This window comes from Planomonospora sp. ID82291, assembly GCF_015711645.1.
Taxonomy (GTDB): Bacteria; Actinomycetota; Actinomycetes; order Streptosporangiales; family Streptosporangiaceae; genus Planomonospora.
Map to the genome: position 1 here is coordinate 1,068,580 of NZ_JABTEX010000002.1, position 23,268 is coordinate 1,091,847.

At 74.0% G+C, this 23,268-nt stretch carries 21 protein-coding genes; 11 read left to right on the forward strand and 10 right to left on the reverse strand.

Features of this window, described 5'->3' with window-relative positions:
• Nucleotides 1-32: 32 nt before the first annotated feature.
• Nucleotides 33-1,253, forward strand: a complete 1,221-nt coding sequence (locus HS045_RS34590) for a glycosyltransferase family 4 protein (protein ID WP_307827543.1) — start codon at nt 33-35, stop codon at nt 1,251-1,253.
• 198 nt (nt 1,254-1,451) lie between these two features.
• Here HS045_RS34590 and HS045_RS15815 read toward each other — a convergent pair whose 3' ends face one another.
• Complete coding sequence (locus tag HS045_RS15815; RefSeq protein WP_196452107.1) at nt 1,452-1,838, reverse strand: hypothetical protein; 387 nt, start codon at nt 1,836-1,838, stop codon at nt 1,452-1,454.
• 131 nt (nt 1,839-1,969) lie between these two features.
• On the opposite strand from HS045_RS15815, the gene HS045_RS15820 reads away from it, so the two are divergent.
• Nucleotides 1,970-2,500 (forward strand): hypothetical protein, encoded by a 531-nt coding sequence (locus HS045_RS15820; RefSeq protein WP_196452108.1) that lies wholly within the window; start codon nt 1,970-1,972, stop codon nt 2,498-2,500.
• A 192-nt stretch (nt 2,501-2,692) separates the two neighbouring features.
• Here HS045_RS15820 and HS045_RS15825 read toward each other — a convergent pair whose 3' ends face one another.
• Together HS045_RS15825 and HS045_RS15830 are read right to left on the reverse strand one after the other, a co-directional pair.
• Nucleotides 2,693-3,679 carry a ketopantoate reductase family protein gene (locus HS045_RS15825; RefSeq protein ID WP_196452109.1) on the reverse strand — a complete coding sequence of 329 codons (987 nt, stop codon included), beginning with the start codon at nt 3,677-3,679 and terminating at the stop codon, nt 2,693-2,695.
• Between the two features lie 9 nt (nt 3,680-3,688).
• Nucleotides 3,689-4,312, reverse strand: coding sequence for a TetR/AcrR family transcriptional regulator (locus tag HS045_RS15830; RefSeq protein WP_196452110.1), 624 nt, complete (start codon nt 4,310-4,312; stop codon nt 3,689-3,691).
• Nucleotides 4,313-4,401: 89 nt separating this feature from the next.
• Here HS045_RS15830 and HS045_RS15835 point away from each other — a divergent pair, with 89 nt between their 5' ends.
• Entirely contained in the window at nt 4,402-5,565 is a 1,164-nt protein-coding gene (locus HS045_RS15835) for an NAD(P)/FAD-dependent oxidoreductase (RefSeq protein WP_196452111.1), read from the forward strand.
• A gap of 300 nt (nt 5,566-5,865) precedes the next feature.
• Here the strand turns inward: HS045_RS15835 and HS045_RS15840 are convergent, their stop codons facing one another.
• A complete protein-coding gene (locus HS045_RS15840; RefSeq protein WP_196452112.1) occupies nt 5,866-6,150 on the reverse strand; it encodes a hypothetical protein in 285 nt (94 codons plus the stop codon).
• Between the two features lie 232 nt (nt 6,151-6,382).
• Between HS045_RS15840 and HS045_RS15845 the strand changes: the two genes are divergently transcribed.
• From HS045_RS15845 to HS045_RS15865, 5 genes are all read left to right on the forward strand, one after another.
• A complete protein-coding gene (locus HS045_RS15845; protein ID WP_196452113.1) occupies nt 6,383-7,822 on the forward strand; it encodes an XRE family transcriptional regulator in 1,440 nt (479 codons plus the stop codon).
• On the forward strand, nt 7,819-8,736 hold the full coding sequence (locus tag HS045_RS15850) for a phosphotransferase enzyme family protein (protein ID WP_196452114.1): 918 nt from the start codon (nt 7,819-7,821) through the stop codon (nt 8,734-8,736). The genes HS045_RS15845 and HS045_RS15850 overlap by 4 nt, the downstream gene beginning before the upstream one ends.
• A 39-nt stretch (nt 8,737-8,775) precedes the next feature.
• Entirely contained in the window at nt 8,776-9,192 is a 417-nt protein-coding gene (locus HS045_RS15855) for an SRPBCC family protein (RefSeq protein WP_230884055.1), read from the forward strand.
• A 126-nt stretch (nt 9,193-9,318) separates the two neighbouring features.
• Nucleotides 9,319-9,993, forward strand: a complete 675-nt coding sequence (locus tag HS045_RS15860; RefSeq protein WP_196452116.1) for a rhomboid family intramembrane serine protease — start codon at nt 9,319-9,321, stop codon at nt 9,991-9,993.
• Nucleotides 9,994-10,237: 244 nt separating this feature from the next.
• Entirely contained in the window at nt 10,238-10,657 is a 420-nt protein-coding gene (locus tag HS045_RS15865) for a transposase (RefSeq protein ID WP_196452117.1), read from the forward strand.
• A 226-nt stretch (nt 10,658-10,883) separates the two neighbouring features.
• Here the strand turns inward: HS045_RS15865 and HS045_RS15870 are convergent, their stop codons facing one another.
• From HS045_RS15870 to HS045_RS15885, 4 genes are all read right to left on the reverse strand, one after another.
• Entirely contained in the window at nt 10,884-11,111 is a 228-nt protein-coding gene (locus HS045_RS15870) for a response regulator transcription factor (protein ID WP_196452118.1), read from the reverse strand.
• Nucleotides 11,108-12,289 (reverse strand): sensor histidine kinase, encoded by a 1,182-nt coding sequence (locus tag HS045_RS15875; RefSeq protein ID WP_196452119.1) that lies wholly within the window; start codon nt 12,287-12,289, stop codon nt 11,108-11,110. The genes HS045_RS15870 and HS045_RS15875 overlap by 4 nt, the downstream gene beginning before the upstream one ends.
• A 167-nt stretch (nt 12,290-12,456) precedes the next feature.
• Nucleotides 12,457-13,437: an aldo/keto reductase gene (locus HS045_RS15880; protein WP_196452120.1), complete on the reverse strand. Its 981-nt coding sequence runs from the start codon at nt 13,435-13,437 to the stop codon at nt 12,457-12,459.
• A complete protein-coding gene (locus tag HS045_RS15885; RefSeq protein ID WP_230884325.1) occupies nt 13,434-13,805 on the reverse strand; it encodes a MerR family transcriptional regulator in 372 nt (123 codons plus the stop codon). Before HS045_RS15885 ends, HS045_RS15880 begins: the two co-directional genes overlap by 4 nt.
• Before the next feature lie 337 nt (nt 13,806-14,142).
• On the opposite strand from HS045_RS15885, the gene HS045_RS15890 reads away from it, so the two are divergent.
• A complete protein-coding gene (locus HS045_RS15890; RefSeq protein WP_196452121.1) occupies nt 14,143-14,943 on the forward strand; it encodes a DUF998 domain-containing protein in 801 nt (266 codons plus the stop codon).
• Between the two features lie 67 nt (nt 14,944-15,010).
• Nucleotides 15,011-16,465: a WGR domain-containing protein gene (locus HS045_RS15895; RefSeq protein ID WP_196452122.1), complete on the forward strand. Its 1,455-nt coding sequence runs from the start codon at nt 15,011-15,013 to the stop codon at nt 16,463-16,465.
• A 125-nt stretch (nt 16,466-16,590) separates the two neighbouring features.
• Here HS045_RS15895 and HS045_RS15900 read toward each other — a convergent pair whose 3' ends face one another.
• Both HS045_RS15900 and HS045_RS15905 read right to left on the reverse strand, forming a co-directional pair.
• A complete protein-coding gene (locus tag HS045_RS15900) occupies nt 16,591-19,026 on the reverse strand; it encodes a Tex family protein (protein WP_196452123.1) in 2,436 nt (811 codons plus the stop codon).
• Nucleotides 19,027-19,138: 112 nt separating this feature from the next.
• On the reverse strand, nt 19,139-20,563 hold the full coding sequence (locus HS045_RS15905) for a sialidase family protein (protein ID WP_196452124.1): 1,425 nt from the start codon (nt 20,561-20,563) through the stop codon (nt 19,139-19,141).
• Nucleotides 20,564-20,701: 138 nt separating this feature from the next.
• Here HS045_RS15905 and HS045_RS15910 point away from each other — a divergent pair, with 138 nt between their 5' ends.
• Nucleotides 20,702-23,236 (forward strand): ATP-binding protein, encoded by a 2,535-nt coding sequence (locus HS045_RS15910; RefSeq protein WP_196452125.1) that lies wholly within the window; start codon nt 20,702-20,704, stop codon nt 23,234-23,236.
• Nucleotides 23,237-23,268: the final 32 nt, after the last annotated feature.

Sequence of the window (23,268 nt, forward strand, 5' to 3'; positions counted from 1 at the left end):
GCCATGATCTCACGCGGGGCTACGCTGGCAGCGTGAGGATCATCCACGTCAGTGACTGCTACCTGCCGCGCCTCGGAGGGATCGAGGTGCAGGTCGCCGATCTGGTCCGGACACAGCGCGCGGCGGGTCACGACGCCGAGGTGGTGACCGCGACCCCGGGGGAGCCCCTGCCGGGCGTGCACCGGATCGTCGCGAACCTCCCCTTCGACCTGCCGGTCCACCCCACCGGGACGGGGCACCTGCTCCGGCTGATGGCGGCGCGGCGGCCGGACGTGGTGCACGTGCACACCGGCGCGGTCTCGCCGTTCGCCTGGATGGGCGTGCGCGCCGCGGCGCGCGCCGGGCTGCCGACGGTGGTGACCGTGCACAGCATGTGGGACCCGGTCACCCGCGGGATCTACCGGAGCCTGCGGGCGCTGTACGGCTGGCAGCGCTGGGGGCTGGTGGGCACCGCGGTGAGCGAGGCCGCGGCCCGGCCGATCCGCGCGGTGGCCGGACCGGGCGTGCCGGTGCACGTGGTCTCCAACGGCCTGGACCTGTCGGCCTGGCGCCCGGAGGCGCCCGCCGTACGGCCCGCGCCGAGCGGCTCTTCGGAGAGCGCTCCGGCGAGCGTCTCGGAGGGCGGACCGGCGAGCGTCTCGGAGGGCGGACCGGAGGGCGGGCAGGGCGGGGGAGCCGGTGCGCGGTCCGCGGGCGGGGCGGTGCACGTGGTCGCGGTGGGGCGGCTGGCCCCGCGCAAGCAGCCGGTCCGGCTGCTCCGGCTGCTGAAGCAGGCGCGGGCGCAGGTCCCGGCGGGGGTGCCGCTGCGGGCCACCATCGTCGGGGACGGCCCGGCGCGCGCGCAGATGGAGCGCTACCTGCGGTCCAACGGGATGACCGGCTGGGTGGCGCTGCCCGGCCGCTACAGCCGCGAGCGGATCCGGGAGCTGCTCGCCTCGGCGGACGTGTTCGTGGCCCCGGCGCCCCGCGAGTCGTTCGGGCTGGCGGCGCTGGAGGCGCGGGCGGCGGGGGTCCCGGTGGTGGCGCGGACGGAGAGCGGGGTGGCCGACTTCGTCCGGCCGGGCAAGGAGGGGCTGCTCGGCGGGAGCTTCGAGGAGCTGGTGTCGGCGGTGGCCCGGCTGGCCCGCGACCGGGAGCTGCGCGAGTCGATCGCCGCGCACAACCGGGGGACCGAGCCGGTCCGCAGCTCGTGGCCGGCCGTGCTGGAGGGCTTCGACCGCTGCTACGAGCAGGCCCGCGAACTGCGGGGCTGACCCGGTCGGGCCCTGCGCCGGGGGTGCGTGCCGTACGGCGGCGGTCCCCGGTCGTGCGGCGACCCCGGCCCGTGGTGGCGGGCCGGGGTCGCCGGTCGGACGTGGTCGGGCGCGACCGCCGCGCCGTCCTGCCCCCCGCAGGCGGAACGGCGGCCGCGCCCCGGCTGCGCCCCTCCCCGCGGGGGCGCAGGGGCCCGGTTAGGAGCAGGCCTTGTTGAGCTCGGTGGCGAACGTCTGGCTCTTCGAGGAGAGCTCCTGGATCGACGTGGCGAGCCCGGCGGGGTTGGCCGTGTCGATCTTGATGCTCGCCCAGACGTCGGCGAACCCGGTGAGCGCGGTGGAGAGGTCGCCGTCGGTCTTGCCGGCCAGGGCCTTGAGGTCGTCGGCCGTCTTCTGGGTCGCCGCGTTGAACTTCGCCGGGTCGGTGCCCACGGTGGACATCGAGGTCGTGACGTCGGTCAGGATGTTCTTCGCCTCGGTGCAGGCTTCGGCGTTGGCGGCGCCGCCGCAGGCGGCGGTCATGGAGAGGAGTGCGGCTCCCGCGACGGCGGCGGCGATGCGGCGGGAGGAGAGGAGGGAGAACATTGTTTGCCTTTCACTGCAATCTGGGATGAGTGGAACTCTAGGGACTCTCCTTGCGGGCCGCTTACACGCCGCTTACACGGACGCCTCCCCGTCGGACGTGACCCCGGTCCGGACGCGGCCAGGGGGAGCGCATGGCCGAGACGACCGCCGACCCCGCCCTCCCTGAAGCGGGTGATCGGGCGCCGGACGCTGCTGCTCTTCGTGGCGGGCGACATCCTCGGCGCGGGGATCTACGCGCTGGCGGGGAAGGCGGCCTGGCCGACACCGCGGTGCTCCTGCTGCCGTGCGTGTTCGCGATGGTCAACGTGGCGGTGCTGGTCCCGCGAAGGGACCCGGTGGCGCGCGGCCGCTTCCGGGCGCCGGGCCGGATGCCGGCGCTGGGCGCGGTGGTCTGCCTCGTGCTGGCGCTGCCCGTCACGGGCCGCGGCGCCGACGTCTACGCCCGCGCGGGCCTGCTGCCGGCGATCGGCGCGCTGTTGCGGCTGGTGAACCGGCTCGTGCCGGGCGGCGGGGGCGGCCTCCGGCCCGGGTCGGAACGGCAGCCGTCGCCTCGGGGTCAGAACGGCAGCCGTCGCCTCGGGGTCAGAACGGCAGCCGTCGCCCTGAGGGCGTGCGGAGGTCGAGCGGGTCGGGGCGCCGAGGCGGTCGAGGCTTCTGGGTGATTTGCACCTTTCTCATGTTCTTCTCCCTTTTGTCAGAGTAGGGAGGCTATGCCAGCTTACTGAGTGTTTCGTCCATCCCTTGGGATTTTTTGTCTCGAAAAAGACGGTCTGTGAACTTCCGCGACGGCTCTGCGGTGCGGCGGCCGCGGACGCACCGAAGGTGGCCGCGGGAAAGGACCGGGCGCAGGCGGGTCAGGCGGAGGCGGTGTCGGTGAGGGCGGCGTCGACGAGGGCGGCGAGCTCCTGCGGGGGCATCGAGGCGGGGGGCCGGCGCTCGCGGGCGAAGCGGTCGGCCTCGCGCTGCAGGACCGCGTTGGCCGGGGTCGGGACGCCGAGCTCGCGGCCGAGCAGCACGATCTCGCCGTTGAGGTAGTCGGTCTCGATCGAGCCGCTGGACCGGGCCAGGCTCTGCCAGGACGAGCCGCCGCCGCGTTCGGCCCCGCCGACGGGCCGGGGCTCGACCTGGTCGCCGCGCCGGGCGCGCTCCTCCTCCGGGGAGGCGTAGGCGATCCCGGCCGCGTCGAGCACGGCCCTGCCCTCGGCGAACACCCGGTCCATCACCGGGTCGGAACCGGTCCAGTCCCCGCAGAGCGCGTCGTAGGCGTTGCCCAGGTTGCCCAGCAGCTTGGCGTACTTCCACCGCATCACGTCGGGGACGGCCCGGCCGAGGAAGCCACTCGCGGACAGGTCCGCGGCGATCTCCTCCGACAGTCCGTCGGCGCCCGAGGGGTAGCGGCCGACCTGGAGCAGGCCGGACTTCGGGGCGCCGTAGGCGGCCACGGCGCCGGGTTCCAGGTGGAGGGCGGGCAGCCACACGCACATGCCGTACACCCGGGCGAAGCGCCGCAGCGCCGTACGCTCGTTGGCCACCCCGTTCTGCGCGCACACCACCGGCGCGTGCCGCGGCCAGGGCTCCAGCGCGGCGACCGTGTCCTGGGACTTGACGGCCAGGACGAGCACGTCGTCGTCGCGGAGCCGTACCGGGCCGTCGGCGACCGGGACGTCGAGCCGGTGCTCGGCCTCGGGGGTGAGCAGGCGCAGGCCGTCGCGGGCGAGTGCGTCGCGGTGCGCGCCGCGGGCGACCAGGAGCACCTCGCGGCCGGCCTGGAAGAGCCGTCCCCCGATGGTGCCGCCGACCGCTCCCGCCCCGATCACGATGTACCGCATGATCGTGATCATGCCACACCGCTACGGCCGGTCGGCCCCGGGGCCCGCCAGGCCGTGCAGGAGCAGGTCGGTGAGGGTGTCGACCACCTGGTCGTCGGTGACCTGCGGGCCCTTCCCGCCGGAGGTGAGCACCGCGTAGGCCAGCATGGAGAGCATCGCGCCCATCGCCGCCCCGACCAGGGCGGGGTCGCCGGGGAGCCGGTGCCCGCGCTCGTGGAGGTACTCCAGGTGGTCGCGGAGGACGGCGGTGTCCTCGGCGAGGCTCTCCCAGGCCCGGCCGGAACCGAGGTTCTCGGTCATCGCCGACTGGAAGAGGGCGACCGCCACCGGCAGGTGGTCGCGGAAGACCGTCCAGGCGACGGCGAGGTGGTCGCGGAGCTGGCCGCGGTCGGTCAGGTCGTGGTCGCGGGGGTGGCCGCGGGCGGCGATCTCGGCGTCGGCCTGGTCGTTCATGTCCCGCAGGAGAGCCTGGAGCAGCTCCTCCTTGCCCGCGAAGTGGTCGTAGAAGGAGCCGGTGGCCCGGCCGGCGGCGGCGGTGATGTCGGTGATCTTCGTGTTCACGTACCCCCGCTCCGCGAACAGGCGGCGGGCCGCGTCCTTCAGCGCGGCCTCGGTCTCGGCCGCCCTCGCCTTGCGCACTCCCACAGGTCCCCTCCTCGCCCCTCGTTGACCTCCGACCGTAGCAACCCCCATACTGAATCTCAGTTCGGTGAATCTAAATTCAGGGAGATGGCGTGAAGGCGGTCGTGGTGGGTGCGGGTGTGGCCGGGGCGGCGAGTGCGATCGCGCTGCGGCGGGCGGGGGCCGAGGTGACGGTCGTCGAGGCGTACGAGGACCCCGCGGGGGAGGTCGGCTCGTTCCTGAGCCTCGCCTCCAACGGGCTGCGCGCGCTCGACGCGCTGGGCTGCGCGCAGGCCGTGGCCGGGCGCGGGTTCGAGGTGCCGCGCCAGCGGATGTGGGGGGCCTCCGGCCGGCTGCTCGGCGAGGTGCCCCGCGGGCGCCGGGCGGACGACCCGCGCAACAGCGTGACGCTGATGCGGGGCCATCTGGTCGAGGAACTGCGCGCCGCGGCGCTGCGGGCGGGAGCGGAGATCGTCACGGGCCGCCGGTTCGACCCGGAGGCGGTCCCGGAGGGGACCGACCTGGTGGTCGGGGCGGACGGGATCCGGTCGGCCGTCCGCCGGGCGCTGGACCCGGCGGCCCCGGCGCCGCGCTACGCCGGTCTCTACAGCGTCTCGGGGGTCTCGGAGGGGGTGCCGCGGAGCGCCGCGGCCGAGCCGGGGACGTTCAACATGACCTTCGCCCGCAACGGGGCCTTCGTCCACGTCGTCCGCCCGGACGGGGCGGTCTGGTGGTCGGCCCAGGTCGCCGACGCCCGCGAACCTTCGGACACCGGCCTGGAGCGGCTGGCGGAGCTCTACCGGTCGGAGCGGGTCCCCGTGGAGGTCATGCGGGCGACGACCGCGCTCCACCGGCCCGCGCTCCACCACGTGCTGGCCGAGGTGCCGCGCTGGCAGGACGGCCGGACGGTGCTGGTGGGCGACGCCGCGCACCCCGTGGGTGCCGGCCAGGGCGCGTCCATGGCGATCGAGGACGCCGTCGTCCTCGGCCGGGCGCTGCGGGAGGAGACGCGTGCGGGCCGTGGGGATCGTGGGGGCGGGAGCGCGGGCGGGGACGGCGAGGGGGCCGTGGCCGCCGCACTGGCCCGCTACGACCGCGAGCGGCGCGCCCGCCTGACGAAGATGGCCAGGGTCGCGAGCGCCAACCGCGACGCCAAGACGGCGGGCCCCGTCGGCCGCCGGATGAACGAGCTGATCATGCCGATCGTCTTCCGGCACTTCTACGAGAGGGCGACCGGCTGGCTCTACGCCGACGACCTCTCCCGGGCGTTGGGCTGACGGGCGCCGGAGTGACCGGAGTGACGGGTTGACGGGTGCAGGGTTGACGGGTGCAGGGTCGAGAGGCGCCGGGGTGACGGGGTGACGGGGTGACGGGGTGACGGGCGCCGGGGTGACGGGCCGCGCCGGGCCGGACCGGAGCGCCCTCAGAAGGGGAGCACCCGGCCGGACGGCGTCCGGAGGTCGAGCGACACCGGCTTGCGCGGCGGACGCGGGCGCTGGATGATCTGGGTCCTTTTCACGTGCCGCTCCTTTCTGCTCTTGATCACGGGTGTTACCCATGTGCCACCCAAGAAACACCTATCTCCGGATCACCTGCAGCACGCTCACGACCCGCTCGGCCGCCGTGGCGACGTCCTCGGCGTGCCCGATGCGCCCCGCCCAGGAGAGCCAGAACCACCACTCGCCGTCCTCCTCGTGGGCGGCGAGCACGTCCTCGGTCCTGGCCGGGACCATCGGATTGATCACGTGCAGGTGCGGGGCGGGTCCCTCGCGCGTCCGCAGGCGCGTGCGGAAGGACTGCGCCTCCAGATAGGCGGCGAGCCGCCGCAAATGGTCGACCGCCTCGCCCTGGTCAGTCGTCATCCGGATCACCCCCGACAGGCGCTGGTGGCTGTCTTTCCCGCAGGGTGCGGCCTCAGGGGCAGAACGGCAATCGGTTTCCTTCTCCGGAAGGCGGGGCGATCCGTGGATTACCCGGGGAACCCGCCGGTATTCCGTGGGTAATCCACGGGTAAAGGAACTGTGGTGCACAGGTCTGATTACTCTGCGGTGCGCCCTGGTTAATCTTGTGCGAACAGCGACCGGGAGGGGCGCCGTGGCCCGAGGGGAACATTCGCCCGCCTGCGCCAGGCGATGGCGGGAGCAGGCGGAGTCCCGCCAGTGGACCCTGTGGCAGACCGCGCAGGCGATCAACGGCTGCTGCGGGGTGAGCCTGCTCAAGGCGCACCGGCTGGCCCGCGGGTGGTCGGCCAGGGAGGCGGTGCGCGAGCTGGCCGAGCTGTGCGAGCGGCAGAGCCTCGGCGAGGCCAGGGCCAGCATCGACCTGCTCAACGCCTGGGAGAACCACCGCGCCCGCCCCCGGCCGCAGACCATCGAGCTGCTGGCCCGGCTCTACCGCGCCAACGCCGTACGGCTCGGCCTGGCCGGCGACTACGCCGAGGACGGTGCGGGCGCGGCCAAGGTGGTGGTGGTCGCCGGCGGCGAGGCCCGCACGCTGCCCGAGACCGGGGAGCGCGGCGACGACGACACCGGGCGGCGCGCCCTGTTCCACCACGCGCTGCTCGGCTCGCGCTTCGCGATGAGCGGCCGGTTGATGGCCGAGGTCGAGCGGGCCCGCCAGGACCTGGACCGCACGCTGGCGGCGGCGAGCGTGACCGAGGAGCAGCTCGACCGGCTCGACGAGCAGGTGGTCCGCTACCGGCGCGAGTACATCACCAGCGCGCCGCTGCCGATGCTCTACCGGCTGATGCTGGAGCTGTCGGACGTGCGGACGCTGGTCGCCGCCCGGCAGCCCGCGATGTCCCAGCGCCGTCTGCTCAACGCCACCGTGATGCTCGCGCTGCTCTCCGCGGACGCGCTGATGAAGCTCGGCGACACCCGCCAGGCCCACGCCTGGTACGGCACCGCCCGCACCGCCTCCGACGACATGGGGGACCTGCGGCTGCGCGCCCTGGTCCGGGCCCAGGAGGCGATGCTGCCGTACTACTACGGCGATCTGACCGAGACGGTCCGGCTGGCGCGCGAGGCCAGGATGCTGGCGGGGAGCGCGCCCAGCTCCCCGGCGGCGCTCGGCGCGGCGGCCGAGGCGCGGGCGCTGGCCAGGATGGGCGAGCACAAGGCGGCCCGGGTCGCGCTGGCCGAGGCCGAGCAGATCTTCGCCAGGATGCCCCCGGAGGGCCACGACCACCTGGCGTTCCGCTTCTCCGAGCGCAGGCTGCAGTTCTACCGGATCGGCACGCTGATCGAGCTCGGCGAGGAGGTCGACTGGGCGCCCGGTCCCGCCGGCCCGTACACCATCGACCCGGTGCTGATCCTGCTCGACCAGGCCGCCCACCGGCTGCGCGCCGGCCAGGAGGAGGAGGGCTGCCGGCTGGCCGAGAAGGCCCTGCTCCAGGTGCCGCCGGAGCACCGCACCTCGATCGTGGTGGACCGGGCACGGGCGCTGCTGCGGGCGGTCCGGCCGGGGCTGCGCAGGGCGCCGGCGGTGCGCCGCCTGGCGGACCTGCTCGCCGGCGCCTCCCCGGCGGGCTCATGAGCGCACTCGCCGCGGAGGCGTTCGCGGTCCTGCGGGAGGTCTGCGACGGGATGGGGATCGACCACCGCGGTGCGCGGCTGCTGCGTGTGCGCAGCAACGCGGTCTTCAAACTGCGCAGCGAGATCGTGGTGCGGATCGCCACCGCGCCCAGCGCGCGGGCCCGGCTGCCGGTGGTGCTCGCGGTGGCCCGGTGGCTGGCCGGCCAGGGGTTCCCGGCGGTGCGCCCGGCCGACGAGATCTCCGAGCAGCCGGTGGAGCACGGCGGCCGGGTCGTCACGTTCTGGCACTACGTCCCGGCCAGCGGCCGGCCCACCACCACGGAGCTGGGCGAGATCCTGCGCAGCCTGCACCGGCTGCCGGTGCCGCCGCACCCGCTGAAGCGGTTCGCCGACCCGCTGGCCGAGGTGCGCGGGGCGGTGAGCCGTTCGGCGGTGCTCACCTCCGGGCAGCGCGTCTGGCTGAGCGCGCGCATCGCGGAGCTGACCGACCGCTGGACCGACCTCGACGCCGGACTGGACGCCGCCCGGCCGCCGGTGCTGCTGCACGGCGACGCCTGGATCGACAACCTGCTCCGCCGTACCGACGGCCACGTCGTCCTGTGCGACTGGGACGGCGTGGCGGTCGGGCCGCGGGAGTGGGACCTGGTCCACACCTACCACGGCCAGCGCCGCTTCGGGCTGACCTCGGCGGACGTGGACGCCTTCGCCGACGCCTACGGCAGCGACCTGCGGTCGTGGCCGGGCTACTCCACGCTGATGGAGGTGCGGGACATGTACGCCGTGGGCATCCACATCCGCAACGCCGCCGCCGACCCCTTCTCCCGCAGGGAACTGCCCCGCCGCCTCGACTCGCTCGCCCGAGGTGAGAAGAACGCCCGGTGGTACATGGCCGAACCCGTTACTGTCTCCCCGTAAAGATCTACAACTGGGGGCAGATCGGTGCCAAAGGCAATTTTGCGACATACCTTTCATGTACGGAACACTCCGGCCGCGCTCCGGGCGCACCTGAGCCAGCCGCAGAGCTACGTGGGGCTCTCGCCGCTGGTCGTCGCGGTCCGCGACGTCGAGCAGGGGGAGGACGAGGCGCGCTACGTCGCGGTGGAGCGGTTCAAGGTCCTCGGCCTCACCTACGAGAACCCGATCAGGGTGACGCTGCGGAGCGCGCCCGCGGCGGTGGAGGGGAAGGTCGCCAGTCCCGGCGGGGTGCGGATGGACTACCGGTTCCGGCTGGCGGAGTCCGGGGAGGGGACCGAGGTCGAGGACACGCTCGTCGTGCACGCCTGGGCCCGGCCGCTGCTGAACTTCGCCGCCCGCAAGGCCCGGGAGGTCCAGCTCGCCCGCGCCGAGGTGCTCACCGCCCGGCTGGGCTGATCCCGGCCGGACGCGGCCGCAGGTCCGCGTCGCACCCGATCCGGAGGCGGCCGGTCCGGCTGCATTCGTGATCTCATGCCCGGATACTGGTCCGGCTGCGGAAAGCGGACAGCCGAGGAGGAACAGGTGGAAGCCAAGGGGCGCACGGCCGAGATCATGATCGACGAGGCGCGGAAGGCGTTCTGGGTCATGGTCGGCTTCCTGGCCCTCATCTGGGCGCTGCACATCCCCAACGCGCTCTCGGGTTACGCGCTGGCGTACGAGCACGGGAGGGTGGCCCGTGACCTCTCCAGCCTGCCCGACATCGTCTCCGCGCCCTTCCTCCACTGGAGCTGGGAGCACCTGCAGGGCAACTCCGGGCCGCTGTTCATCTTCGGGTTCCTGGCCGCCTACCGGGGCGTCGCCAAGTTCCTCGGCGTGACGGGGTTCATCATCGCGGTCAGCGGTCTCGGCGCCTGGCTCACGGTGGAGGGGGGCACCACGAGCGCGGGGGCGAGCAGCGTCCTTTTCGGCTACTTCGGCTATGTCCTGGTGCGCGGCCTGTTCGACCGGAACACGGTCGACATCGTGGTGGGCGTGGTCATGGCGCTCTGCTTCGCCCATCACTTCGCCGGGCTGCTGCCGCAGGAGGGCATCGGCTGGCAGAGCCACCTGTTCGGCTTCCTGGCCGGGCTCGTGGGCGGCTGGATCTTCCGTGAGCGCCGCCGCGCGAAGGCCCCCGCCGCGCCGCGGGACTCCCGGTCCGCGCTGCTGAAGGAACTCGACGACCTGGGACTGGGCCAGGACGGCCCCGCCCGCTGAGCGGAGCCGGACCGGTGATCCGCCGATCGGCTGGGGCGGTGACGTCGCCGCCCACGCGTCCGTTCGCTCCGGCGAGCCGACGGCTTCATGCGGAAAGCCCGACGGAGCCCGCCCTCACTCGGCGGCCCGATGCAGACCTGCCAGAAGATCTGCATTGAAGTCCTGCCACGACGGGACCTCGCGGATCACTCCGGACGGGTCGATGCGGTCGAGCAGTTGGCGGCGATGTTCAGGGAAGCGCTTCTTGAACTTCTCCAGCTTCCTGCCGGACAGGCCCGAAGCGATGGCCAGCGTCTCGGCCAGTATCGCTTTCGGGTCCGGTATCGATGATCACCGTTCGGGCACGACCTGGGGGCTGGTCGGGCGGACCCCGATCATCCTGATCGCCGACGGCTCCTCCATCCACACCGCCCGAGCGGTGCGCGATTTCGTCGCGCGGACCGGCGGTCGGCTGCGGCTGTTCTTCCTGCCGGCGTACGCGCCGGATCTCAACCCCGATGAGTGGGTCAATCAGAACGTCAAGGCCCGGGCGGCTCGTGAGGCGGTGGCCGATGAGCATGAACTGGCCGCGGCTATGCATTCCAGCCTGCGCCGACTGCAAAAGTGCCCGGGCATCGTCCGGGCCTTCTTCGCCGACCCGCATCTGTCCTACACCAGGCCGTAGCGCTGATAGTCCCAGAACTTACGATCAGCTCAGTATGCGATCACTCTGCGGCGAGCCGTATCCGTCGCTTCGCTGAGCGTCGGCCGAATGTCCGGCCCGCAGGGGAGCCGACCGGTCCGACTCCATCAGATCGCTTCCGGGTCCCGATGCTCCCATCGGCCGGCAGATCGGAAACGGGCGGCCACCCGCCGTCGCGCGGGGCTCTCCGCCCTCCCGCGCGGCGGGCTCACGCGCCGTCCGCGGGAGGCCGGAGATCGCGGGGGCGGACGAGGCCGTGCTCGTAGGCGCGGCGGACGGCCTCGGCGCGGTCGCGCAGGCCGACGTCGGCGAGCAGCCGGTCGACGTGGGTGCCGACCGCGGAAGGGCTGACGACCAGGGCGGCGGCGATCCCGGCGTTGTTCAGGCCGCGGCGGATCATCGCCTGGTCGTCGGCGAGCAGGATGGAGACGGTCACGACACCACCGTCACCCGCTCGGTCAGCGGCAGGGAGGCCCGCACGCCGTACCCGCCCTCCGGCAGGGGGCCGGCGGACAGCCGGCCGTGGAACAGGGCGACGCGCTCGCGCATGCCGATCAGCCCGTGGCCCGTCCCGGCGGAGGCCGGGGCGGGGGTACGGCCGTCGCGCGGGCCCTCGTCGACGATGTCCAGGCAGAGCGCCCGGGGCCGGTAGGCGACCGTCACCTCCGACCTGGTCGGGCCGGCGTGGCGCAGGGTGTTGGTGAGCGCCTCCTGGACGATCCGGTAGGCCGACAGGTCCAGGCCCGTCGGGAGCGGGGCCGGCACGCCCTCGATGCTCAGATCGACCTCCAGCCCGGCCGCGCGGACCTGCTCCACCAGGTCGTCCAGCCGGGCCAGGCCGGGCTGGGGGGCGAGGCCCTCGCCCTCCGGTCCGGTGCGCAGCAGCCCGACCACGCGGCGCAGCTCCTCCACCGCCTCGCGTCCCGTCTCCTCCACCACGGTCAGCGCCTCGCGCTGGGCGGTCTGGCCGGGGTCGAGCATCAGCCGGGCCGCCCCCGCCTGCATGACCATCACGCTGACGCTGTGCGCGACGACGTCGTGCAGCTCCCGGGCGATGCGGACCCGCTCCTCGGTCACCGCCTCCCGGGCGAGCAGCTCGCCGCGCTCCCCGGCCTGGAGCGCGAGCTCCTGCGCGCGCACCGCGAGCCGCCGGTAGCGGCGCACGGCGACGCCCGCACCGCCCGAGGCGACGGACATCACCAGCGCGACCGCCACGTCGCCGACCCCCGGCGTCCCGGTGTTCGCCACCATCGCGGTGACGAACACGGCCGTGCCCGCCACGCCCGCAGCGGCCCGCCGATCCCGCAGCGGGAGCTCGCTGAGCAGCGTGAACAGCAGGAGGAGCTGGACGTAGAACTGCCAGGCGGACGCCATCTCACCGAAGTGGGCGAGCAGGGCGAGGGTGATCGCGGTGTGCGCGGCCAGCACCGTGAACGGTGCGCGCCGGCGCACCAGCACCAGAACGGCGGCGCACAGGACCGCGCCGACCAGCCGGCCGGGGTGCGGTCCGGCCGGAGTGAGAGTGCGCCCGCCGACCTCCTCGGCGATCCCGAACAGCGCGACGGCCACCGCGACCGTCCAGTCGACCACGGTGGGAAGCGGACGGTGACTCATGGGAACAGAGCGTAGAGGGACCTTTCATCCCTGGAATCCACCTTCAGGTGGATAAGGGACTGAAACGGGCCTTGACGGCACACGGCACGGGCGGACGGCACACGGTGCGGCCGCTCACCGGCGTCTCCGCCGTCCCGGCGCGAGGCCGCCGCGCCGGGACGGCGTGATCACTTCTCGACGGAGGACATGTCGGGGTAGCGGTCGCCGAGCACGGCGTCGGCGGGCACCGCGGCCTCCAGGGCGGCGACCTGGTCGGCGGTCAGCTCGATGTCGGCCGCCGCGGCGTTCTCCTCCAGGTAGCGCAGCCGCTTGGTGCCGGGGATCGGGACGACGTCCTCGCCCCGGGTCAGCAGCCAGGCCAGCGCGAGCTGGGCCGGGGTGCAGCCCGCCTCGTCGGCGATCTTCCGGACCTCCGCGACGAGCGCCTCGTTGCGCGCCCCGCTCTCCCCGGTGAAGCGGGGGAGGTGCTTGCGGAAGTCGTCGTCGGGCAGCTCCGCGGCGGGCGGCAGGGTTCCGCCGAGCAGGCCCCGGCTGATCGGAGAGTAGGCCACCAGCGCGACGCCCAGCTCCCGGGCGGTCGGCAGGATCTCCTCCTCGATACCCCGGGTGAACAGGGAGTACTCGCTCTGCAACGCGGCGATCGGGTGGACCGCGTGCGCCCTGCGCAGGGTCTCGGCGCTCACCTCGGACAGACCGAGATGGCCGACCTTGCCGGCGGCGACGAGTTCGGCCATCGCGCCGACGGTCTCCTCGATCGGCACCCGGGTGTCCCGGCGGTGCAGGTAGTACAGGTCGATGCGGTCGACGCCGAGCCTGCGCAGGGAGGCGTCGCAGGCCTTCCCGACGTAGGCGGGGCTGCCGTCGATGGTGCGGGAGGCGGGGTTCTCGCCCCTGACGATGCCGAACTTGGTGGCCAGCACCACCTCGTCGCGGCGGCCGGCGATCGCCCGGCCGACCAGCTCCTCGTTGCGGCCCATGCCGTACATGTCCGCGGTGTCGAGGAAGCCGACGCCGAGATCCAGCGCCCGGTGGATGACGGCGACCGACGCGGACTCGTCGGTCGCGCCGTAGAACTCCGACATCCCCATGCAGCCGAGTCCGAGCGCGGACACCTCCGGGCCGCCGGCGCCAAGACGTCGCTTGTTCATGAGCTCTCCATCTCGTGATACATGTCGATCTTTCGGTCGAGGACCGCGAGGTCCCCGTTGAGCTGGGCGATCCGCTCCAGGACCCGTTCCCGGTGCTCCTGGAGGATCCGCCGCCGCTCGGCGGCGGTCTCCGGTCCCCGGCGGAGGAGTTCGGCGTAGCGGCACATGTCGGCGATCGGCATCCCGGTTCTGCGCAGCTTCGTCAGGAACTCCAGCCAGGCGAGGTCGGCGCCGGTGTAGCTGCGGTGCCCCGCCGCGTCGCGTCCCACCTCGGGGACGAGCCCGATCCGCTCGTAGTAGCGCAGCGTGTGGGCGCTCAGCCCCGACGTCCGGGAGGCCTCCTGGATGGTGATGCCCGTCATGCCCATGGGCACCACCGTGCACCTTCGAGCGCACTCGAAGTCAAGCCGGCCCGGCCCGGCGCGCCGATCCCCGGCCCGGCGCGCCGATCCCCGGTCCCGGCGCACCCGGTCGACCGAACCGGGCCCGTCCTGCGGGCCGTGAGGGCCGCCCCCCTCAGCGCCTGCCGACCCTGAGGGGGACGGCCCTACCGGCGGAGGTCTTCGCGCAGTTCGCGGGCCTTCCCCGGAGGGCGTCCCCCTGATGGCAGCCCTACCCCGCCCCGGGGTTCCTCCGGGGGCGCTCAGGGACGCCTGGGGATCATCTCGGATGGCCCGTGACCTGGCCCGCCGCGATCGTTGAGGCATGGCAGGAACGGCGGGAACAGCAGGCACGAAGAGGTCCGGGACGACCTCCGGGACGCGGACGATGCTCATCGGCTACGCGGCGATCGGCGCCGGGGCCGCGTCCATGATCGGGCTGCACGTGGCGACGGGGCTCGACCCGCTGCACACCGTGATCAGCGAGTACGCGTTCGAGCCGGACGGCTGGCTGCTGCCCACCTCGCTGACGCTCTTCGCGGTGGGCGCGACGGCCTTCGCCGTGCTGCTGGCCCGCCGCGGCGAGGACCGCAAGGCGGCGCTGCTGGTCGGCGTCTGGGGCCTGTGCATGCTGCTGGTCGGGGCCTTCCCCACCGACCGGCCCGGGGTGCCGCTCTCGATGTCCGGCGGCATCCACCGCTACGCCGCCTTCGCGGCCTTCCTGGCGATGCCGGTCGCCGGTCTGATCCTGGCCCGGCGGCACGAGGGCCGGCCGTACGCCAGGGCGGTGAAGGCGTTCAGCCTGGTCTCGATGGGCGTGCTGGTCCTGGTGGTGGTGCCGTACGCGGTGCGGATGCTCGGCGTCGAGCCCGTGGGCGTGCCGGCCGGGGCGATCCAGCGGCTGGTGGTCGTCTCCGAGGTGGTGGTGCTGGCGATGCTCGGTCTGGTGCTGGGGAGCGGTCCCGTGCGGGGCGGGGCCGCCTTCGGCGGGCGGGAGCGGCTCCGGGGGCAGCGCCGTCCCCGGATCGGAGGGGCCGCGGGCGCGGCCGGTGCGCACGGGGACGCGGTGGCGGACGCGCGGCTCGACCGGTTGCCGGTGGACGACCCGCGACGGTGCTTCTCCTGACTTTTATGGATTTGTCGCCCGCCTGCCGTACGCTCCGCCGAAAGTCGAACGAGGAAAGAGGCGTGACATGGCGGCGCGGAGCACCTACCTGGAGCTGTCCGAGGACGGCGGCGGTTCGCACAAGTTCTACGAGGTGGTGCTCGACGGGACGCAGGTGACGATCAGCTACGGCCGGATCGGGGAGGGCGGGCAGACCAAGGTGTCGGCCTTCGCCACCGCGGAGAAGGCCGAGGCCGCCGCGGCGAAGAAGATCGGCGAGAAGGTCCGCAAGGGCTACGCCCCGGCGGTCCGCGGGGTCCGCCAGGCCCGGGCGGTCACCCGGCGCAGCGTGGCCAGCTCCCGCTCCACCGCCAAGCAGGCGCCGGTGCTGTGGCGCTTCGCCAGCGGCGACTCGGCCTTCGGCATCTTCGTGGACGCCGAGCGCTGCTGGGTCGGCAACCAGCGGGGCGACGTCTACACCGTCACCCACGGCGGCGCCGTCACCGGCCGCTTCCGGCTGCCCGACGGCGTCAAGTGCATCGTCGCCGACGACTTCTGGATCTACGCGGGCGCCGACGACGGCAAGGTCTACGACCTCAGCGGCAAGGTGCCCCGGGTGGCCTACGAGATCGCCGCGGACGTCGACATCTACTGGCTCGACATCCACGACGGCGTGCTCGGCGTCTCCGACCGGGCCGGGCGGATCACCACCATCGACCACGAGGACGAGTTCCAGTGGGAGCGCACCGGCAACGGCGGCTACGGCTGGATGGTCCGCTGCGACGGCGACGCCGTCTACCACGGCACGTCCACGGGCGTGGCCCGCTACGGCGCCGCCGACGGCGCCCCCGTCTGGCAGACCAAGGTCCAGGGCTCGGTGCTGTTCGGCTGGCAGGAGGCCGCCTCGGTCTACGCCGGCACCTCGAACGGCACCGTGCACCGGCTCCGCAAGTCCGACGGCGCGGCCGAGGCGGTCTACCGCTGCGACGCCTCCGTGTTCTCCTGCGCCACCGCCCCCGGCGGCCGCTACGTCTTCGCCGGGGACAGCCACTCGTCGGTCTACTGCTTCGACGCCGACGGCACGCGCCTGTGGAAGCTGGGCACCGGCTGCGGTTCGGCCCTGTCGATGCAGTACCTCGACGACCGCCTCTACATCGTCACCACCGACGGCACCCTGGCCTGCATCGACGCCACCGAGGCGGCGATCAGGGCGGCGCAGTCGGGCACCGTCCCCGAGCCGGTGGACGTCAAGGCCGCGGCCGGGCTGGCCGCGGTGGAGCCGGAGACGGCGCTGGAGACGGTCTCGGTGGAGAGCGTCTCGGCGGGTACGGCGGGAGCGGACGGCGGCGTGGTCGTGGAGTGCTTCCGGGAGGGGGAACGGCTCCGGGTCCGGGTGGTCAGCGAGGGCTACGACTCGGGGTGGAACGTGCAGTTCCCCAAGAACGTGCGCGAGGCGGGGGCCCGCTACCTCGTCGAGGGCGTCCGCTCCTCCGGGCGCGGCGGGTTCTACCGCGCCTACGGCGACATCCGCCGGCTGCTCTGACCTCCCTCACCCGCGGCTCCGTCGCACGGGGACCGCGCGGCGGATGCCGGGACCCGCGCGGCCGGTAGGCGAGTCCCCGCAGGCGAGGACCGGCCGCCGCCGGGCGGGGCGGCGGCCGTACGGCCTCAGCGGTCGCGGGTGCCGCCGTCGAGGCCGGCGCGGCGCAGGGCCTCGGCCATGGCGCCGCCCGGCGCGTTGCGCGGCTGACCGCCCCGCTGCCGGTCCCCCTGCTGCTGACCGCCCCGGGCCTGGCCGCCGCGCTGCTGCCCGTTGCGCTGCTGCCCGCCCCCCTGCCGTCCCCCGTCGCCCTCCGGCCGGCGGTTCCCCTGCCGTCCGTCGCGCTGCCCGCCGTTCTGACGGCCGCCGTCGCGCCGGCCGCCCTGTCCGGCGCCCGGCTCGGACCGGGTGTCGACCTCGTCCTCCAGGCGGAGGGTGAGCGAGATGCGCTTGCGCGGGATGTCGACGTCGAGCACCTTCACCCGGACCACGTCACCGGACTTGACCACCTCGCGCGGGTCCTTGACGAACGTGCGCGACATCGCCGAGACGTGCACCAGGCCGTCCTGGTGCACGCCGACGTCGACGAACGCGCCGAAGGCCGCGACGTTGGTCACCACGCCCTCCAGCAGCATGCCGGGCGCGAGGTCGGAGATCTTCTCCACGCCCTCCTTGAACGTCGCGGTCGTGAAGGCCGGGCGGGGGTCGCGCCCGGGCTTCTCCAGCTCGGCGAGGATGTCGGTGACGGTCGGCAGGCCGAAGGTGTCGTCCACGAAGTCCTGCGGCTTGAGGGAGCGCAGCACCGCGGTGTCGCCGATCACCCGGGTGATCTCGCCGCCGGTCGCCGACAGGATGCGCCGCACCACCGGGTAGGCCTCGGGGTGCACGCTGGAGGCGTCGAGCGGGTCGTCGCCGCCGGGGATGCGCAGGAAGCCCGCGCACTGCTCGAAGGCCTTGGGGCCGAGCCGGGGGACGTCCCTGAGCGCCCGGCGGGAGCGGAACGGGCCGCACGCGTCGCGGTGGGCGACGATGTTCTCCGCGAGGCCGGAGGTGATGCCCGACACCCGGGTCAGCAGCGGCGCCGAGGCGGTGTTGACGTCCACGCCCACCGCGTTCACGCAGTCCTCGACGACCGCGTCGAGCGAGCGGGAGAGCTTGCTCTCGGCCAGGTCGTGCTGGTACTGGCCGACGCCGATCGACTTGGGGTCGATCTTGACGAGCTCGGCCAGCGGGTCCTGCAGGCGGCGGGCGATGGACACCGCGCCGCGCAGCGAGACGTCCAGACCGGGCAGCTCCTGCGAGGCGTAGGCGGAGGCGGAGTAGACCGACGCGCCGGCCTCCGAGACCACGATCTTGGTCAGTCCGGGGACCAGCTTCAGCAGGTCGGCCGCGAGCCGGTCGGTCTCCCGGGAGGCGGTGCCGTTGCCGATCGCGACCAGCTCCACGCCGTGGTCCTTGGCCAGCCTCGCCAGCGTGGCCAGGGACTGGTCCCACTGGCGGCGCGGCTCGTGCGGGTAGATCGTGTCGGTCGCCACGACCTTGCCGGTGCCGTCCACCACCGCGACCTTCACGCCGGTGCGCAGGCCGGGGTCCAGCCCCATCGTCGGCCGGGTCCCCGCCGGGGCGGCCAGCAGCAGGTCGCGCAGGTTGGCGGCGAACACCCGGACCGCCTCGTCCTCGGCCGCCTGCCACATCCGCATGCGCAGGTCGATGCCGAGGTGGACGAGGATGCGGGTGCGCCAGGCCCAGCGCACGGTGTCGGCCAGCCACCGGTCGGCGGGCCGCCCCCGGTCGGCGATGCCGAACCGGTGGGCGATGGCCGCCTCGTAGGAGCCGGTGGGCTCCTCCTCCGGCTCCAGGGTGAGGGTGAGGACCTCCTCCTTCTCGCCCCGGAACATCGCCAGGATCCGGTGCGAGGGCAGCTTGGTGAAGGGCTCGGCGAAGTCGAAGTAGTCGGAGAACTTCGCGCCCGCCTCCTCCTTGCCCTCGCGCACCGCCGCGACCAGCCGGCCCCTGCTCCACATCCGCTCGCGCAGCTCGCCGACCAGGTCGGCGTCCTCGCCGAAGCGCTCGACCAGGATGGCGCGGGCCCCGTCCAGCGCGGCGGCCGCGTCGGGCACCCCCTCGCCGGTGAAGGCCGCGGCGGCGGCCTGCGGGTCGACCGACGGGTCGGCGAGCAGGCCGTCGGCGAGCGGTTCGAGCCCGGCCTCCCGGGCGATCTGCGCCTTGGTCCGCCGCTTGGGCTTGTAGGGCAGGTAGACGTCCTCCAGGCGGGCCTTGGAGTCGGCCGCCATGATCTGCGCCTCGAGGGCGTCGTCGAGCCTGCCCTGGCCGCGCACCGACTCCAGGATCGCGGTGCGCCGCTCCTCCAGCTCGCGCAGGTAGCGCAGCCGCTCCTCGAGCGTGCGCAGCTGGGCGTCGTCGAGCAGGCCGGTGGCCTCCTTGCGGTAGCGGGCGATGAACGGCACCGTGGCCCCGCCGTCGAGCAGTTCCACCGCGGCCTGCACCTGCCGCTCGCGCACGCCCAGCTCTTCGGCGATCCGCTGATGAATAGACGTCGTCACGATCTTCTTCCCCTTGTGATGGACGCCCCCAAGCTACCGCGCGGCCCGCCCGCCCGGAGGCCCGACGCCGTACGGCGGGCGGTCCGGTCCGTCCGCCGTACGGGAGCGTCCGTCACACCTGCGGCGTCGCCGGGGTCAGGCGGGTCCACTCGACGGTGGCCGCGGCGGCGTTGCCCCCGGGCGTGCCGGTGACCCAGTGCGTGAGCTGAGGCCGCTCCCGGCTGTCCTGGACCACCCAGCGGGCCCCCGTGTCGGCGCCGTCGCGCGCCAGACGGGCGGTCCCCGAGCCGTCCACGGTCACCCGCCAGGTGGAGAGCCGCCCGGCGCCGCCCAGCTCCCACCCCGCGGCCAGCAGGTCGCCACCGGGCGGCTCCCGGGTGATGTCGAGCGCGGCCACCCTGATGTTGGTCTGGTTGTGCTCCCAGACGACGAAGAACCTGCCCGGCGCGTACTCGTCGGCGCTCGGGTAGACGTCCCAGCCCCGCGCCGCGCCCCTGGTCAGCCGCCTGCCGTCGGCGAACAGCCGCCCCGGCCCCCACGGCTCGCCGGGCCGCCTGACCTTGTAGTGCAGGACCTCCCGGTACTGCTCGGGCCTGCTCTCCGAGGGCCCGGTGAACGGCCCGGCGAACGTGTTGTAGATCGCCAGGTGGCGGCCCTCGGAGTCGCCGGTGAAGAACGTCTTGACGTAGTGGTTCGGCAGGTCCTCGTCCAGCGTCATCGGCGACCAGGTCAGCCCGGCGTCGGCGCTGGTCGCGGTGGCGCAGTGGGCCGCGTGGGTCCGGTAGCGGGCGTCGCGCTCGGCCGGCGACGCGCCGCCGCGCAGGTCCAGCGTGCGGGTGACCATGACCAGGGTGCCGGGGTCGTGCTGGGAGACGGCGATCTGCGGTTCCTCGACCGCCACGCCGGGCGGGTTGTCCGCCAGCGCCCCCGAGGTCCAGGTCACCAGGTCCGCCGAGCGCAGCACCCCCGCGCGCGTGGTCCCGCCCGCGTGCCGCCAGTACGGCACCAGCCAGAGCCCGCCGTGCCGCAGCGGCCTGCCGGCGACCACCACGCCCCGGCCGTTGTCCGGCACGTCCACGGTGACCGGGAAGTCGGTCCAGGTGCGGCCCGCGTCGGTGCTCCGCCGGGCCGTCAGCGCGGTGGGGAAGCCGTCGACGTTCCCGGTCCGGTCCCGGTCCTGCTCCACGCGGATCAGCCCGAGCAGCGCGTAGAGCGTGCCGCCGTCGTTGAGGAAGATCACGTAGTGGTAGCGGCGGGTGGCGGTCGCCGCCGCCAGGACGCCCGTCGTCCAGGTCCGGCCGCCGTCCTCCGAGCGGCCGTACATGATCGTGCCCTGGTCGGTCGGGGTGGGGTCGTGCTCGTCGGGCACCCCCGCGCGCCAGCCGACGACCAGCCGCCGGGCGTCCAGGGCGGCGATGTCGGGGACCCGGTTCCCCTCGTGGGCGAGCTCGCCGCCGGGGCCTCGGGCGGCCTTCCCGTAGACGGTGACGGGACTGCCGACATGGGGTCCGACGACGTCGATCTCCGGCCAGGTCATGGATCCCAGCCAACCGGCGGTGGATGGCCGGGAGGGTGCCGGGAGATGTCGGGAGGGTGCCGGGAGAACCCGATGGACACAGGATTTCGCGGCGAGAAAAGTCCTTTTAAGGGGTATGTGCCCGTTTGGGGTGAGGGAATGAGCACGGACGATCGCGTTCAGGACCCGGATCGGATACGGGCGCTCCACGCCACCGGCCTGCTGGAGGGAGCCGGGGCGCCGTCGCTGGACCGGGTGACGCGGCTGGCGGTCCGGTGGCTGCCGGTGCCGATCGCGATGGTGTCGCTGGTCGACGCCGACCGGCAGGTCGTCGTCAGCTCGGCGGGACCGGCGGGCCCGTGGTGTGAAGGGCCGGTGCCGCTCTCTCAGTCGCTGTGCCGGCACATCGTCGCCACCGGTGCGGCGCTGACCGTGCCGGACGTTCCGGCCGACGACCGCTGGCACGCCGTACGGGCTGCAGGAGACGGGCTGCTGAAGGCCTACGCCGGGGTGCCGCTGCACGCCGGCCGCCACGTCCTGGGCGCGCTGTGCGCGATCGACACCGCGGCCCGGACGTGGAGCGCGGAGCAACTGGCGGCGCTGGACGACCTGGCCGCGGTGGCCGAGAGCGAGATCGACCACGGACGCTGCCGGACCGAGGCGCGCCGGTTGGCCGTGCTGCTCGACAGCCTGGACGAGGGCGTGATCGCCTGCGACGCCGACGGGCGCCTGGTCCAGATCAACCAGCCCATGCGCGAGATCCTGCAGTCGGAGCAGCGCCCGGACGACCCGCGCGCCTGGGCGTCGGCCTACGGCCTGTTCGACCCCGACGGGCGCCGGCCGCTGGAACCCGGCGAGGTGCCGCTGGCCCGGGCCCTGGACGGAGAGCACACGCACGGGCAGGAGGTGATGGTGTGCCCGCCCGGCCGCCCCGCCCGCCGGATCGCGGTCAACGCCCGGCCGATCGACGCACCCGACGGGCGGCGGCTGGGCGCGGTGGCCACCGGACACGACGTCACCGACTCCCACCGCACCGCGCTGCTGCGCGCCGCCCAGCACGCCGTGATCCGCGCGCTGGCCGAGGACGGGGGGACCGAGGAGGCCGCGACCAGGGTGATCGCCGCGCTCGGCGGCGCGCTCGGCTGGTGCTGCGGGGAGTACTGGCAGGTCGACGACGACCAGGCCTCGATCACCCGCATCGCCTCCTGGAGCAAGCCGGGCCGGGACCTGACCGCGTTCGCTGGCCTGCAGCCGCTCGCCCTCATCCGCGGAGAGGGACTGCCCGGCCGGGTCTGGGCCGCCGGGAGGCGGATATGGACGCCCGATCCGCAGGCCGACCCCCATGCCTCCGCCCGTCCCCGGCAGGCCCGCGGGACGGAGCTGCGGGCCGCGATCGGCCTGCCGGTCCACGGCGGGCAGCGCATGCTGGGCGTGCTGACGCTCTTCAGCGACTCCGCCACCGAGCCGGACGAGGAACTGGCCGACCTGCTGGACGGCGTCTGCGCCTACCTGGGCCGCTATGTGGAGCGGCGCCGCGCCGACGACCTCACCCGCACCCTGGAGATCGCCCGCTACCGCTTCGACAGGGTGATCGCGCAGATCGACGACTACGTCTGGACGTCGGAGGCTCTGCCCGACGGCCGCTTCCGGCTGCTGTACCGCAGCCCGAACACCGTGGGCGTGCTCGGCAGCCAGCTCCCCGACATCGACATCGTCGCGGTGCTGGCCCGTTACGTCCACCCCGACGACCAGGAGGCGTTCGAGGCCTTCAACGCGGCCCTGGCCGCCGGCCGGGCCGTCCAGGCCGAGTACCGCCTCACCGGCATCGACGGCGTCACCCGGTGGGTCTGGAGCCGGGCCGCCCCCCGCCGCGACGGCGGGCGCCTGCTGGTCGACGGCATCACCACCGACGTCACCGAGCGCCGCGAGCTGGCCGACGAACGCGAGCGCCTGCTGGCCCGCGAACAGGAGCAGGTGCACCGGCTGCAGGAGCTGGACCGGCTCAAGGACGAGCTGATGGCGATGGTCAGCCACGAGCTGCGCTCTCCGATCGGTGTCATCCGCGCCTACGCCGAGATGCTGTGCGGGGCGCCGGACCTGCCGGAGGAGCACTCCGCGTTCCTGGAGGTGATCGACCGCAAGAGCGAGCACCTGCAGCGCCTGGTCGACGACCTGCTGGACCTGGCCCGCCTGGAGGACGGCCGGCTGTCGGTCGAGGCCCGCACGGTGTGGCTGACCCGGCTGATCCGCCAGGCCGTCGACGACCACCGGGCGGCGGCGGCGGCCAAGGACGTCACCCTGACGGCCGAGCTGCCCCATCACCTCCAGGTGCGAGCCGACCCGGTGCGGTTGCGCCAGGTGATGGACAACCTGCTCTCGAACGCGATCAAGTACACGCCCGGCGGCGGGACCGTCGCCGTCACCGCGGTCCCGCCGCACGGCGGCGACGGCGGTTCCCCGCGCATGGTCGCCGTCACCGTCGCCGACAGCGGCATCGGCATCCCCGCCGAACAGTACGAGCACCTGTTCTCCCGGTTCTTCCGGGCCTCCAGCGCCCGCGCGGCCGGGATCAAGGGCACCGGGCTGGGCCTGGCCATCACCAGGGCCATCGTGAACGCGCACGGCGGCACCATCACCGCCGCGCCCCGCGAGGGCGGCGGCACCGCCTTCACCGTGCGCCTGCCCGTCGGATGACCGGTGACCGGTGCGCCACGGGGGCCGGGTGC

What these genes read in the sequence shown, in the direction of transcription:
- HS045_RS15905 (WP_196452124.1), bottom strand. Translation starts at nt 20,563, where the DNA reads ATGACCTGGCCGGAGATCGACGTCGTCGGACCCCATGTCGGCAGTCCC.
- HS045_RS15815 (WP_196452107.1), bottom strand. Translation starts at nt 1,838, where the DNA reads ATGTTCTCCCTCCTCTCCTCCCGCCGCATCGCCGCCGCCGTCGCGGGA.
- HS045_RS15820 (WP_196452108.1), top strand. Translation starts at nt 1,970, where the DNA reads ATGGCCGAGACGACCGCCGACCCCGCCCTCCCTGAAGCGGGTGATCGG.
- HS045_RS15825 (WP_196452109.1), bottom strand. Translation starts at nt 3,679, where the DNA reads ATGATCACGATCATGCGGTACATCGTGATCGGGGCGGGAGCGGTCGGC.
- HS045_RS15890 (WP_196452121.1), top strand. Translation starts at nt 14,143, where the DNA reads ATGGCAGGAACGGCGGGAACAGCAGGCACGAAGAGGTCCGGGACGACC.
- HS045_RS15885 (WP_230884325.1), bottom strand. Translation starts at nt 13,805, where the DNA reads ATGGGCATGACGGGCATCACCATCCAGGAGGCCTCCCGGACGTCGGGG.
- HS045_RS15880 (WP_196452120.1), bottom strand. Translation starts at nt 13,437, where the DNA reads ATGAACAAGCGACGTCTTGGCGCCGGCGGCCCGGAGGTGTCCGCGCTC.
- HS045_RS15850 (WP_196452114.1), top strand. Translation starts at nt 7,819, where the DNA reads ATGAGCGCACTCGCCGCGGAGGCGTTCGCGGTCCTGCGGGAGGTCTGC.
- HS045_RS15875 (WP_196452119.1), bottom strand. Translation starts at nt 12,289, where the DNA reads ATGAGTCACCGTCCGCTTCCCACCGTGGTCGACTGGACGGTCGCGGTG.
- HS045_RS15910 (WP_196452125.1), top strand. Translation starts at nt 20,702, where the DNA reads ATGAGCACGGACGATCGCGTTCAGGACCCGGATCGGATACGGGCGCTC.
- HS045_RS15840 (WP_196452112.1), bottom strand. Translation starts at nt 6,150, where the DNA reads ATGACGACTGACCAGGGCGAGGCGGTCGACCATTTGCGGCGGCTCGCC.
- HS045_RS15895 (WP_196452122.1), top strand. Translation starts at nt 15,011, where the DNA reads ATGGCGGCGCGGAGCACCTACCTGGAGCTGTCCGAGGACGGCGGCGGT.